The 12,917-nt window shown below is 64.0% G+C and carries 11 protein-coding genes; 6 read left to right on the top strand and 5 right to left on the bottom strand.

Annotated features, from left to right (window positions below):
• Window positions 1-21: 21 nt before the first annotated feature.
• Both LXM55_RS07415 and LXM55_RS07410 read right to left on the bottom strand, forming a co-directional pair.
• Window positions 22-1,296, bottom strand: a complete 1,275-nt coding sequence (locus LXM55_RS07415) for an OprD family porin (protein ID WP_233319790.1) — start codon at window positions 1,294-1,296, stop codon at window positions 22-24.
• Window positions 1,297-1,759: 463 nt separating this feature from the next.
• On the bottom strand, window positions 1,760-2,653 hold the full coding sequence (locus LXM55_RS07410) for a helix-turn-helix domain-containing protein (protein WP_233319789.1): 894 nt from the start codon (window positions 2,651-2,653) through the stop codon (window positions 1,760-1,762).
• 156 nt (window positions 2,654-2,809) lie between these two features.
• Here LXM55_RS07410 and LXM55_RS07405 point away from each other — a divergent pair, with 156 nt between their 5' ends.
• The gene (locus tag LXM55_RS07405) at window positions 2,810-3,757 is read left to right on the top strand and encodes a DMT family transporter (RefSeq protein ID WP_233319788.1); all 948 of its coding nucleotides are present in this window, start codon (window positions 2,810-2,812) and stop codon (window positions 3,755-3,757) included.
• A gap of 96 nt (window positions 3,758-3,853) precedes the next feature.
• Here LXM55_RS07405 and LXM55_RS07400 read toward each other — a convergent pair whose 3' ends face one another.
• Both LXM55_RS07400 and LXM55_RS07395 read right to left on the bottom strand, forming a co-directional pair.
• Window positions 3,854-4,828, bottom strand: coding sequence for a 2-hydroxyacid dehydrogenase (locus LXM55_RS07400; RefSeq protein WP_233319787.1), 975 nt, complete (start codon window positions 4,826-4,828; stop codon window positions 3,854-3,856).
• 160 nt (window positions 4,829-4,988) lie between these two features.
• Window positions 4,989-5,957 carry a LysR family transcriptional regulator gene (locus LXM55_RS07395; RefSeq protein ID WP_233319786.1) on the bottom strand — a complete coding sequence of 323 codons (969 nt, stop codon included), beginning with the start codon at window positions 5,955-5,957 and terminating at the stop codon, window positions 4,989-4,991.
• Window positions 5,958-6,223: 266 nt separating this feature from the next.
• Here LXM55_RS07395 and LXM55_RS07390 point away from each other — a divergent pair, with 266 nt between their 5' ends.
• Genes LXM55_RS07390 through LXM55_RS07375 form a run of 4 tightly spaced genes read left to right on the top strand, consistent with a single transcriptional unit; the run spans window position 6,224 to window position 11,015 of the window.
• On the top strand, window positions 6,224-7,735 hold the full coding sequence (locus tag LXM55_RS07390) for an efflux transporter outer membrane subunit (RefSeq protein ID WP_233319785.1): 1,512 nt from the start codon (window positions 6,224-6,226) through the stop codon (window positions 7,733-7,735).
• 11 nt (window positions 7,736-7,746) lie between these two features.
• Complete coding sequence (locus tag LXM55_RS07385; RefSeq protein ID WP_233319784.1) at window positions 7,747-9,954, top strand: FUSC family protein; 2,208 nt, start codon at window positions 7,747-7,749, stop codon at window positions 9,952-9,954.
• Entirely contained in the window at window positions 9,944-10,144 is a 201-nt protein-coding gene (locus LXM55_RS07380) for a DUF1656 domain-containing protein (RefSeq protein WP_007930063.1), read from the top strand. The genes LXM55_RS07385 and LXM55_RS07380 overlap by 11 nt, the downstream gene beginning before the upstream one ends.
• Window positions 10,145-10,154: 10 nt before the next feature.
• Window positions 10,155-11,015, top strand: coding sequence for an efflux RND transporter periplasmic adaptor subunit (locus LXM55_RS07375; protein ID WP_233319783.1), 861 nt, complete (start codon window positions 10,155-10,157; stop codon window positions 11,013-11,015).
• Window positions 11,016-11,068: 53 nt separating this feature from the next.
• Here LXM55_RS07375 and LXM55_RS07370 read toward each other — a convergent pair whose 3' ends face one another.
• On the bottom strand, window positions 11,069-12,094 hold the full coding sequence (locus tag LXM55_RS07370; protein WP_233319782.1) for a sel1 repeat family protein: 1,026 nt from the start codon (window positions 12,092-12,094) through the stop codon (window positions 11,069-11,071).
• A gap of 340 nt (window positions 12,095-12,434) precedes the next feature.
• On the opposite strand from LXM55_RS07370, the gene LXM55_RS07365 reads away from it, so the two are divergent.
• Complete coding sequence (locus LXM55_RS07365) at window positions 12,435-12,866, top strand: DUF3592 domain-containing protein (protein WP_233319781.1); 432 nt, start codon at window positions 12,435-12,437, stop codon at window positions 12,864-12,866.
• The last annotated feature ends 51 nt before the right edge of the window (window positions 12,867-12,917 follow it).

Genomic DNA, 12,917 nt, shown 5'->3' with positions numbered 1-12,917 from the left:
ATATCGGCTCTGCGTGTTGGATTACTTGATGTTCCAGGAGTAACTGAGCATCAGCCGTGTATCGTCAGTGTCGCGAATGAAGTTCTTGGCATAGTTGGAACGATAAAGCGCACTGCGCAGGCGTACGCTTACATTCTTTAGCGGGCCTTGCTGCACGACATAACGCAGTTCGTTATCCAACTCCCATGACTTGCCGATCTTTCGAGTGCCGGTAATTTCGGCGTGGCTGCCGGATATATAACGGCTGTTGATACTCAGGCCCGGCAAGCCCAGGCTGGCGAAGTCATAGCCATAACGCAGTGCCCAGGAACGTTCCTTGGCATTGGCGAAGTCGCCCAGTACGGATAAGTTGATCAAGTTGGCATCGGCCCCGAGGATGTTGGCGTAACCGGTGTCCCCCAACATTCGCTGATAAGCCAGGCCAAGGCTGTGGCCGTTATAGGCATAGCCGAGCAAGCCCTGCAGGGCGCGGTTGTCGATCTTGCCGCCTTTGGCATTGCCGTAGTCGTTCATCAGGCTCAAGCGCAGATCGCTGCTGAAGGTTCCTGCGCCCCAGGGGCTCTTGTTGACCAGGGTGAAGACCTGCTGGCGGTAGATGTCCTGCAACTGGGCAACATGCGCGCGAGCCAGCCATTGCTTGTGAAAGCGATAGTCGACGCCCGCCATGTCGAAGTGTTCCGCCGTTGCCCCCTGGCCCTGAAAGCGCCGGTTCAAGGGGCTCAAGGTCAGCGGCGTGTACTGCGTGGCGTTGCGCTGCATGACCCGGCTCAGGCGCCCGGCGGTAAACTCCAGGTCATCGAATTCATTCGACGTCAGTAACCCGCCTTCGAAAATCTGCGGAAACAGGCGGCCGTCGTTGGGTTTCAGTGTCGGCAGTACCGGTGGCACCAGCGCGCCGAACTTGAACAAGGTCTTGCTGGTCTTGAGTTTTCCGGCCAAGGCCAGTTTCCAATAGTCATCCTCTGCCCGGCCATTGCGCGCCACCTTCAGCAGCCCGGTGCCGGTTCGGCCTGGGGCGGAGTCGAGCTTGATCCCGAGCATGCCGATGGCGTCGGCACCGACACCGATGCGACCTTCGGTAAAGCCCGAGTCCAGGCGCAAGAGGAAACCTTGTGCCCATTCTTCACGGGGCGGGGCAGTGCCTTCGCGATAGTCCCGATTGAAGTAATAGTTGCGCAATTCCAGGCGAGCGCTGCTGTCGTCCAGCAGTTCGGCGTTTACCGGAATGGCCAGCATCGAGGCACACAGTAGGGTCGAGCGCTTGGCCCATCGTCGTGGCAAGTGTGTTGAAAGCATTGCATCGTCCTCTGTTCTTGTTGTTTTTGGAGTAAGGCGACTGACGGATGACGTGTTGAGTTGTTGTCGTTTGTTTGAATTAACGGAAGTTACGGGTGGATTGTTGTGGTTGTGACGTTGTTGGGTGTTTCAGTTAATCGGCCTCAATGGGGTGTGTGGTTGTGTGTTGAATCTTTGCGTAATGCCTGGGATTCAAGGCCTAAAGACTAAGTTGGGGGCGGGGTTAAACAAGAATCATCAGTTCTGTGAATGAGGTGGTAACTGAAGTTTTAAAATAGTTACCTGTTTATGTTCTTGGTTGTCATATAAGGACTTATTGAAAGTGCTCTTCTATGGAAGGGTGTGTAGGAGTTGTTTAGTTTGGCTGTAAGAATTGTCTTGTTTAAGTAAGGAACTTGGGTCACTTACTGATTCAGACGTACCAGCGTGGGTTTTGGCGCAAGAAGGGGCCAGCAGAGGTGGCTTATCGGTAGTCCGAACCTCGGCGCAGGAACGCCAGGCGATAGTCCCCCGGTGTTCCCCCCAGGGCCTGGCGAAAGCGGTTGGTGAAGTGGCTGGCACTGGAGAAGCCGCAAGCCAGGGCGATTTCACCCAGGGGCAGGGCGCTGTGGCGCAGCAGATGCCGGGCCCGGACCAGGCGCCGGGCCAGGACATATTGGTGGGGCGGCAGGCCGAAGCTTGCGCGGAACATACGGGCGAAGTGGTATTCGGAGAGCGCGCACAACCCCGCCAGCTGGCCCAGGCTCAGGGGGGCGTCCAACTGGCTGTCGATGTAGTCCACCAGCAGGCGGCGCTGGTGCGCGGCCAGCCCGCCCTTGAACCGGGCAGCCTGGCGCGAGCCCACTTGATTGAGCAGGGCGTGGTTGAGCATCTCGTGGGCCAGGCTGCTGGTCAGCAGGCGCTCGCCGGGCTCGTCCCAGTTCAGGCGGACCAACTGCGCGAAGCGCCGGGTCTGCTCGGGGTCGTCGACAAAGGTGCTTTCGCGCAGGTGCATTTCCCGGGGTTCGCGGTCCAGCAGGGTGACGCAGCCCAGGGCGAACTGCTCGGGGCTGAAATACACATGGGCCAGACGGATATCACCATTGATCACCCAGGCCGACTGGTGCTCGGCGGGCAGGATGCACAGCTTGCCCGGGCCGCCCTTGCTGCCCGGCTGATCGCGGCGAAAGGTGCCGGTGCCGCCGGCCAGGTAGCAAGACAGGGTGTGGTGGCCGGGCGCCTCATATTCCTGGGCGTCGTGATGGTTGCTCCACAAGGCCGCGGACAAGCCGTCACCGAGCTCGGCGCTGTGCTCCAGGCGAGCATGGGGCGAGCGGTTGAGGGCTTGGAAGACTTGCAGGGTATCCAGTGCGGGCATGGTGGGGGCGTCAGTCAAAGGTCCGTTTACCGGTGTTTCGCATGCTACTCCGTCGCCCCTGCGCTGCCAGCCCCGGGCTGATAAAAAGCGCAAGTTTGTGCAAGCGCGCGAGGCCTGGGGGGCGTGACACTGCACGCCTTGCCAAGGAGTCGTGCCATGAACCTATCGCTGTACCTGTTGACCGTGCTGATCTGGGGCACCACCTGGATCGCCCTGAAACTGCAACTGGGGGTGGTGGCGATTCCGGTGTCCATCGTCTATCGCTTCGCCCTGGCGGCCCTGGTGCTGTTCGTCCTGCTGCTGCTCAGTCGCAAGCTGCAGCCGATGAACCGCCGTGGCCACCTGATCTGCCTGGCCCAGGGCCTGTGCCTGTTCTGCATCAACTTCATGTGCTTTCTGCACGCCAGCCAGTGGATTCCCAGCGGCCTGGTGGCGGTGGTGTTTTCCACCGCGACCTTGTGGAACGCCCTGAATGCGCGAGTGTTCTTCGGCCAGAAGATCGCCCGCAACGTGTTGCTCGGCGGCGGCCTGGGGCTGCTCGGGCTGGGGCTGCTGTTCTGGCCCGAACTGGCGGGCCACAGCGCCAGCCCGCAAACCCTGCTGGGCCTGGGGCTGGCGCTGCTCGGCACCCTGTGTTTCTCAGCGGGCAACATGCTCTCCAGCCTGCAGCAGAAAGCAGGGCTCAAGCCGCTGACCACCAATGCCTGGGGCATGGCCTACGGCGCGACGATGCTGGCGGTGTACTGCCTGGCCCAGGGCATTGCCTTCGACGTGGAATGGACCACGCGCTACATCGGCTCGCTGCTGTACCTGGTGATACCGGGTTCGGTGATCGGCTTTACCGCCTACCTGACCCTGGTCGGGCGCATGGGCCCGGAGCGGGCGGCGTACTGCACGGTATTGTTTCCGGTGGTGGCGCTGAACGTCTCGGCCTTTGCCGAAGGCTATCAGTGGACTGCCCCGGCATTGGCCGGGCTGGTACTGGTGATGCTGGGCAATGTGCTGGTGTTCCGCAAACCCAAGGCTGTGCCAGCCTCTGTAGCCGCTGCCGAGCTCGCGAGGCTGCGAACGGCGGCGCAGCCGTCGCAAAACCAGGCGACCTGATTCTGCAGGTCTATCGCTGAAGGTCCTGCGGACCTTTTCGCAGCCTCGCAGGCTCGGCAGCGGCTACAGGGAGGGCGGGAAGGAGGGCCGCTAGGGTCAGCCCTTCCACACCTGCGGGTTGACCAGGTCCTGCGGGCGTTCGCCCAGCAGGGCGCTGCGCAGGTTGCGCATGGCGCGTTCGGCCATGGCGTCGCGGGTTTCATGGGTGGCCGAGCCGATGTGCGGCAGGGTCACCGCGTTCTTCAGCTGGAACAGCGGCGACTCTGCCAGCGGCTCTTTCTCGTACACATCCAGGCCGGCGCCACGGATCTGGCCCTTCTGCAAGGCGTCGATCAGCGCCGGTTCATCCACCACCGGGCCGCGGGAAATGTTCACCAGGATCGCGCTGGGCTTCATCAGCGCCAGTTCGCGGTGGCTGATCAGGTGCCGGGTCTGCTCGCTCAACGGCACCACCAGGCAGACGAAATCCGCCTCGGCCAGCAGTTGTTCCAGGCTGCGCAACTGCGCCCCCAGCTCCTGCTCCAGGGCCGCCTTGCGGCTGTTGCCGCTGTAGAGGATCGGCATGCCGAAACCCAAACGCCCACGGCGGGCGATGGCCGCGCCGATGTTGCCCATGCCGACGATCCCCAGGGTCTTGCCGTGCACATCGCAGCCGAACAGCGCCGGGCCGACGCTGGCCTGCCATTGCCCGGCCTTGGTCCAGGCATCCAGCTCGGCCACCCGCCGGGCGCTGCCCATGAGCAGGGCGAAGGCCAGGTCGGCGGTGCTTTCGGTGAGCACGTCCGGGGTGTTGGTGAGCATCAGCCCGCGTTCGTTGAAATAGGCCAGGTCATAGTTGTCGTAACCCACCGAGATGCTCGACACCACTTCCAGCTGCGCGGCGTTTTCCAGCTGCGCGCGCCCCAGCTTGCGACCGACGCCGATCAGGCCGTGGGCCCGGGGCAGGGCTTCATTGAACTGGGCGGCGATGTCCCCTTTCTTGGGGTTGGGGACGATGACCTCGAAGTCCTGTTGCAGGCGTTCGGTCATCTCGGGGGTGATGCGGCTGAAGGCAAGTACAGTCTTTTTCATCGCGCGAAGGCTCGTCAGGCGGGTGGGAATGCCAAGCAAGCTAACATTTTTGCCGCCGCCGCCAAAGCGCCCCGCAACCGGCCAGCGCCTGCGCTGGTGGCTTGCTCAAGGCTGTCGGGCCCTTTCGCCGGCAAGCCGGTTCCTGCGGGGAGAGCGGTGTTCAGGTGGACAGGCGTGCGCCGGTGAGGCTGCCGCTCAGTTCGTAGGCCGCCAGTTCCGCCTGGTGCGCGGCGAGGATCTCCGGCAGGGAGCCGCGCAGGTATTCGACCCAGGTCTTGATCTTGGCGTCCAGGTACTGGCGCGACGGGTAGATGGCGTACAGGTTCAGTTCCTGGGAGCGGTACTTGGGCATGACCCGTACCAGGGTGCCGTTGCGCAGGCCTTCGATGGCGGCGTATACCGGCAGCACGCCAATGCCCATGCCGCTGATGATCGCGGTCTTCATGGCGTCGGCGGAGTTCACCAGGAACGGCGAGCTGTTGATGGTGACCATTTCCTGGCCTTCCGGGCCGTCGAAAGCCCATTTCTCCAGGGGAATCACCGGGCTCACCAGGCGCAGGCAGGCGTGGTTCAGCAGGTCGCTGGGCTTTTGCGCGCAGCCGTTGGCTTTCACATAGGCCGGCGAGGCGCAGATGATGCTGTAGGTCATCCCCAGGCGCTGGGAGACGAAGCCCGAGTCCGGCAGTTCCCGGGCCAGGACGATGGAGACGTCGTAGCCCTCGTCCAGAAGGTCCGGCACGCGGTTGGCCATGGTCAGGTCGAAGGTCACGTCCGGGTGCGATTTGCGGTAGCGGGCGATGGCGTCGATCACGAAGTGCTGGCCGATGCCGGTCATGGTGTGCACTTTCAATTGCCCGGCGGGGCGGGCATGGGCGTCGCTGGCCTCGGCCTCGGCTTCTTCGACGTAGGCCAGGATCTGCTCGCAGCGCAGCAGGTAGCGCTTGCCGGCTTCGGTCAGGGCGATACGGCGGGTGGTACGGTTGAGCAGGCGGGTTTGCAGGTGAGCCTCAAGATTGGAGACTGCGCGCGAGACGTTGGCCGTGGTGGTATCCAGTTGCACAGCCGCGGCGGTGAAACTACCGGCTTCGGCGACGCAACTGAAGGCGCGCATGTTTTGCAAAGTGTCCATGGGGTGCTCTCTGGGGAGATGGCAAATTGTGACACGAAGTTACGGGGGCTTGGATAGGCGACCAAGGGATTATCGCGTTTACGGTAATAAAGATTCACAGGAATCCCAGCTTATCGCCGAACGGGCCGCCCCCTAGAATTGCGCCGATCCGTAGGAGTCGGCTTACCGGCGATCCGCGCAACGCGGTGTAGCAAGCGTATCGCTGCGCCGGCCGGCCGACTTCCACGAGAGAAATACTCCCCCCCGATCTTCAGGAATTCGCAGCAGTGCCGCGTCGCATCAGCAGAGGGTTCAAGACCCTCAGTGTTTGGGCTTTATCGTTAGCAATCAGCGGCTGCATCGGAACCGGAGGCATTGCCCCACAAGGCAAGACACTTCCCGCTAATACATTGGCCACCGACGAGGCGATCAAGAGCGCCGCGCAAGATGCCCACTGGCCCAGTGCCCAGTGGTGGCAGGCCTACGGCGACCCGCAGTTGAACCGCTGGATCAGCCTCGCCGTGCAAGGCAGCCCGAGCCTGGCCATGGCCGCCGCCCGGGTGCGCCAGGCCAAGGCCCTGGCCGGTATCGCCGAGTCGGCCGAGTCGCTGCAGATCAAGGGCGACGCCACCCTCAAGCGCCACAACTGGCCCACCGATCAGTTCTACGGCCCCGGCGCCCTGGCCAACACCACCACCTGGGACAACAACGCCGCCCTGGGCTTCAGTTATGCCCTGGACCTCTGGGGCCGCGAAAGCAACAACACCGAGCGCGCCGTCGACCTGGCCCACATGAGCGTGGCCGAAGCGCGCCAGGCCCAGTTGGAGCTGGTGAACAACGTGGTGCGCAGCTACATCCAGCTGTCCTTGCACTTCGCCCAGCGCGATATCGTGGCCGCCACCCTGAAGCAGCAGCAACAGATTCTCGAACTGGCGCAACGGCGCCTGGACGGTGGTCTCGGCACCCATTTCGAAGTCAGCCAGGCCGAGGCGCCGCTGCCGGAAACCCATCGCCAGCTGGACGCCCTGGACGAAGAAATCGCCCTGACCCGCAACCAACTGGCGGCCCTGGCCGGCAAGGGCCCGGGAGAGGGCGCGCAGTTGCAGCGGCCGAGCCTGTCCCTGGGCGCCGCGCTGAAACTGCCCTCGGCCCTGCCCGCCGAACTGCTGGGGCAGCGCCCGGACGTGGTCGCCAGCCGCTGGCAAGTGGCGGCCCAGGCCCGTGGCATCGACGTGGCCCACGCCGGTTTCTACCCCAATGTCGACCTGGTGGGCAGCATCGGTTTCATGGCCACTGGCGGTGGCGCCCTGGAGTTCCTCACCGGCAAGAAACTCAACTACAACATCGGTCCGGCCATCAGCCTGCCGATCTTCGACGGCGGCCGCCTGCGCTCGGAGCTGGGCGAAGCCTCGGCCGGCTACGACATGGCCGTGGCCAAGTACAACCAGACCCTGGTGGACGCGCTGAAAAGCATTTCCGACCAGTTGATCCGCCGCGAATCCATGGACAAGCAGCACGTCTTCGCCGCCGAGTCGGTGGCCGCGGCGCAGAAGACCTACGACATCGCCACCGTGGCCTTCCAGCGCGGCCTGACCGACTACCTGAATGTGCTCAACGCCCAGAGCCTGCTGTTTCACCAGCAGCAGATCCAGCAGCAGGTGCAGGCCGCGCGCCTGACCGCCCAGGCGGACCTGGTGACGGCCCTGGGGGGCGGGCTTGAAGCTGGCCGCGATGTACCCGCAGAAAACCGCACCCAGGCACCCAAGACCCCCGCGGCCCTGGCCGTGTTCGACCACTGAAGCAGGCTCCCATGACTTCCTTGCCCGCCCCTTTGCGCTGGCTGTACTCCCTTGAATGGCGCCGGGGTTTCTTCGACTGGGCGCGCAGCGACGGCGTGACCTGGGTCTATATCTTCAAGGTCCTGGCCGCCGCGTTCCTCACCCTGTGGCTGGCCATGCGCCTGGAACTGCCGCAACCGCGCACGGCGATGATCACCGTGTTCATCGTCATGCAGCCGCAGAGCGGCCAGGTGTTCGCCAAGAGCTTCTACCGCTTTCTCGGCACCCTGACCGGCTCGGCGGTGATGGTGGCGCTGATCGCCCTGTTCGCCCAGAACACCGAGCTGTTCCTCGGTTCCCTGGCGATCTGGGTCGGCATCTGCTCGGCCGGTGCCGCGCGCTACCGCAACTTTCGCGCCTACGGTTTCGTCCTCGCCGGCTACACCGCGGCGATGGTCGGCCTGCCAGCCCTGGCCCACCCGGAAGGGGCCTTCATGGCGGCCGTGTGGCGGGTGCTGGAGATTTCCCTGGGGATTCTCTGCTCGACCCTGGTCAGCGCCGCGATCCTCCCGCAGACCGCCAGCGCCGCGATGCGCAACGCCTTGTACCAGCGCTTCGGCGTGTTCGCGTTGTTCGTCACCGACGGCCTGCGCGGGCGCAGCCAGCGTGACAGTTTTGAAACCAGCAACGTGCGCTTCATTGCCGAAGCCGTGGGCCTGGAAGGGCTGCGCAGCGTCACCGTGTTCGAAGACCCGCACATGCGTCGGCGCAACGGCCGCCTGAGCCGCCTGAACAGCGAGTTCATGGGCATTACCACGCGTTTCAACGCCCTGCACCAGTTGCTCGAACGCCTGCGCAGCAGTGGCGCCGACCATGTGGTGGCGGCGATCAAGCCGGGCCTGCAGGACCTGGCGGAACTGCTCGACGGTTTCTCCGGTCGCGCCCTCACCAGCCCCGACGCGGCGCGCCTGGCCACGGCCCTGGCGACCTACAAGAGCGAGCTGCCGGCGCGGGTGCGCAGCCTGCGCGCGGCCTTCCAGGAGAGCGGCCCGAGCGACGCCGAGCAGCTGGATTTCCATACCGCCTACGAGCTGCTGTACCGCTTCGTCGACGAGATGCATAGCTACGCCCAGACCCACGCGTCCCTGGCCGACCACAGCCACGAACGCGAGCGCTGGGACGAGCCCTACACCCCGCAGACCAACTGGCTGGCCTGCGCCGCCTCGGGCATTCGCGCGGCCTTCGTGCTGGTGGTGCTGGGCAGCTACTGGGTGGCCACCGCCTGGCCCAGCGGCGCCACCATGACCCTGATCGCCGCCGCCACCATCGGCCTTTCCGCCGCCACGCCGAACCCCAAGCGCATGGCCTTCCAGATGGCCTGCGGGACTTTTATCGGCGCCCTGGTGGGCTTCGTCGAAATGTTCTTCGTGTTCCCCTGGATCGACGGTTTCCCGCTGCTGTGCCTGATGCTGGCGCCGGTGATCGTGCTCGGTTCGTTCCTGGCCTCGCGGCCCAAGTACGCCGGGGTCGGCCTGGGCCTGCTGATCTTCTTCAGCACCGGTTCGGTGCCGGACAACCTGACCGTCTACAACCCCTACACCTTCATCAACGACTACATCGCCATGGTCATGGGCATGCTGGTCTGCGCCGCGGCCGGGGCGATCATTTTGCCGCCCAACAGCCGCTGGCTGTGGCGGCGCCTGGAGCAGGACCTGCGCGGCCAGGTGGTGTACGCCATCAGCGGCAAGCTCAAGGGCCTGGCCTCAAGCTTCGAAAGCCGCACCCGCGACCTGCTGCACCAGGCCTATGGCCTGGCGGTGGGCCAGCCCAAGGTGCAGAGCGAGCTGCTGCGCTGGATGTTCGTGGTGCTGGAAGTCGGCCACGCGATCATCGAGCTGCGCAAGGAACAGGCGATCCTCCCGGTGCACCCGGCCTATGCCGAGTCCCAGCCCTGGCGCCAGGCGATCCGGGTCATGGGCCGCTCCCTGGTGCGGCTGTTCCTGCAACCCAGCCAGAGCAACCTGGAGCGCGGGCTGATTGCCGTGGACCACGCCATCAGCCGGGTCCAGGCCACCGACGAACCCTTCGCCCCGCACTTCGACACCTCGGCCCTGCGCCGGGTCAAGAGCTACCTGCACTTCATCCGTACGTCACTGCTCGACCCGCAATCGCCGCTGGCGGCCTATGCCGTGGCCAAGCCGGCGGCGCCTGCCCCCCAAGGACTTGACCATGCCTCGTGAAATCGCCTTCCACGGCGTTTACATGCCCACCATGACCCTGATGTTCTTCATCGCCGCGGCCCTGGCCTGGGCCCTGGACCGGTTCATCTCCGGCTATGACCTGTATCGCTTCTTCTGGCACCCGGCGCTGCTGCGCCTGAGCCTGTTCTGCTGTCTGTTCGGCGCCATGGCGCTCACTGTCTACCGTTGAGACCCCCGCAATGAAAAAGTTTTTCAGCCTGCTCGCCACCCTGCTCGTGCTGGCCCTGGCCCTGTGGATCGGCCGCACCCTGTGGGAGCACTACATGTACACCCCCTGGACCCGTGACGGCCGGGTGCGCGCGGACATCATCAACGTCGCCGCCGACGTCACCGGTGAAGTGGTGGATGTGCCGGTCAAGGACAACCAGCTGGTGCGCAAGGGCGATCTGCTGATGCAGATCGACCCCGAGCACTACCAGATCGCGGTCAAGCAGGCGCAGTCTTTGGTGGCCTCGAAGAAGGCCACCTGGGAGATGCGCAAGGTCAACGCCCGGCGCCGCGCCGACATGGACAACCTGGTGATCTCCAAGGAAAACCGCGACGACGCCGGCAACATCGCCGACTCGGCCCTGGCCGACTACCAGCACGCCCAGGCCCAGCTGGAAGCGGCGGAACTCAACCTCAAACGTACCCAGGTACGGGCGGCGGTGGATGGCTACGTGACCAACCTCAACGTGCACCGTGGCGACTACGCGCGCATCGGCGAGGCGAAGATGGCGGTGGTCGACATGAACTCGTTCTGGGTCTACGGCTTCTTCGAGGAAACCAAGCTGCCCCACGTGCGCGTGGGTGATAAAGCGGACATGCAACTGATGAGCGGTGAAGTGCTCAAGGGCCACGTGGAAAGCATTTCCCGCGGCATCTACGACCGTGACAACCCGGAGAGCCGCGAACTGATCGCCGACGTCAACCCGACCTTCAACTGGGTGCGCCTGGCCCAGCGCGTACCGGTGCGCATCCACATCGACGAAGTGCCGGACGGCGTGCTGCTGGCCGCCGGCATCACCTGCACCGTCATCGTCAACCCCGAGCCCCTGTAGGCGCAGGCCTATGTAGGCGCCGGCAAGCCGGCTCCTACGACGGTGGGGGGGCGTTACTTGTAGCTTTTCTGCATGATCGCCAGGGACTTCTTCGCCGCCGCTTCCAGGCCGTCGTTGACGTTGTTGATGGTGGCCACCAGCTTCGGGTTCTGCAGCACGTCGACACCGGGGTAACGCTGCTGGGCCAGCCGCGAGACGATGACGTACTGGGTCACCGCGTAATGCAGCTTGAACTGGCTGCTGTCCCGGGCCTTGGCGATGGCCGCTTTGACAAAGGCCTGGCGCTCGGCCGTGGTCATGCCCTGGAACAGGTCGGGGAGATCGAAATGGATCTCGGCCGAGAAAATCGCCACTTCCTCATCCCGCGCTTCGTCGTACATCACCTGCTTGCTGGTCACGCGCTTCTTGAGGTCGGCAAAGCGCTGTTCGCCTTCGGCCAGTTGCTCCGGGCTCATCTTGCCTTTCAAGGCATCCAGCTGGCTGGTGTCCTCGGTGTTGTCGATGATCTTCAGCCAGGCATAGGCCTTCACCAGGTCGCCGGATTCTTCGGCGTCGTCGGCCAGGCTCTGCTGCGGTTCCGGGTTGCCGTGCAGCGCCGAGCGCTCCAGCCAGCGCAGGGCCAGGTCCCGGTCCTTGGGAATGTCCTTGTCGCCGAACCAGTAGGTGGCGTACATGCCGTACTCGGCGCACCAATCGTTCTGCGAGGCGGAGTAGGCGATGTAGTTGAAGGACTCGCGATCGCGCTCGGCCTTGGGCTTGTCGGTTTCCTGGTCAGTGGTGGTGGACAGGAAGCAGAAGGCCCGGGTGTAGTGCGGCGCGGCCATGGCGAAGCAGCTCTTGGCGTTCTTGTAGTCCTCGATCTCGTTCAGCTTGTAACCGATGCCGTACAGCAGATCGGCCTCCATGGCCGGGTTGCAGTATTCGTTGGGCGTCACTTTGGGCAAGACGCTTTCCAGCGTCAGCTTGGGCAGGGTGTCATTCAGTTCGGGGACTTTGGGTTCGGTGTTTTCCGGAGCCGTGGAGGCGCAGGCCGCCAGCAAGACAGCCAATGCCAGTGGCAGCGCGTTGAACAATTTCAATGGGTATTCCCTGATCGGCGAATGAAAAAAGACGCGCATGAAATCAGGCAGTGACAGGACGGGAGAGGGTGGAGCGTTAGCTATTCCGTGCTTGGGTGTCGACGCCAGCGATTCCATGCTGCGCGCGCATTCTACTGGGAATGCACAGGGGCACAATGCGCACCGCGCCACCGCTGCAGGTGCTGGCTTGCCAGCGCCAGGCTTGCGCTCGGCTCGCGGGCCTCTTCGCCGGTAGGCGGTAAGTGATCAGCAGTGCTCAAAACGGTTGTGCTCGCCTGGGGCGAGTCTCTATATTCGCTGCCTTTTGGCGCAACCTCCCTTGAGTCTTGAACCTTGAGCGATGGGCCAGCAGTGTGAGCGAGCAAGGAGTGCGGGTGTGCGTTATGTCGGCAAGGTGTTGGTGGGTCTGGTGATGCTCTGCTGTGCGGCGGGAGCCTACTCCTGGGGCTGGGATTTTTTTGCCCTCAGGTTCACCGGTGTCCATACCACGGCCCAGGTGGTCGACGGTACTCGATCACGGATGGTCGGGGTACAGAGCGGTACCAGCTATCACTCCACCAGAACGGTGTCCTATGTGACCGCTGATGGCCGCGTGATGACCCATACCTTTGACAGCGAGTTTTCCGAGACACAAGTGGGCGACGCCGTGGAGGTTTTCTACAACCCCGCCAACCCGGCTGAGGTCATCCCCGATACCTGGACCCACCTGTACTTCGCTTCGTTGATGAGCATTGGCGCCCTGGCTGCACTCGGTATGCTGTTTGGCCTCTGAAGGGGCCACCGATATTGCCGCGTGCTCCTGTAGGGGAGCGCGGTTTTCGCG

It is taken from the genome of Pseudomonas sp. Au-Pse12, from assembly GCF_021341665.1.
GTDB lineage: Bacteria > Pseudomonadota > Gammaproteobacteria > Pseudomonadales > Pseudomonadaceae > Aquipseudomonas.
The sequence above is the reverse complement of the archived record's forward strand: the minus strand, read 5'-3'. Positions and strand labels throughout refer to the sequence as shown.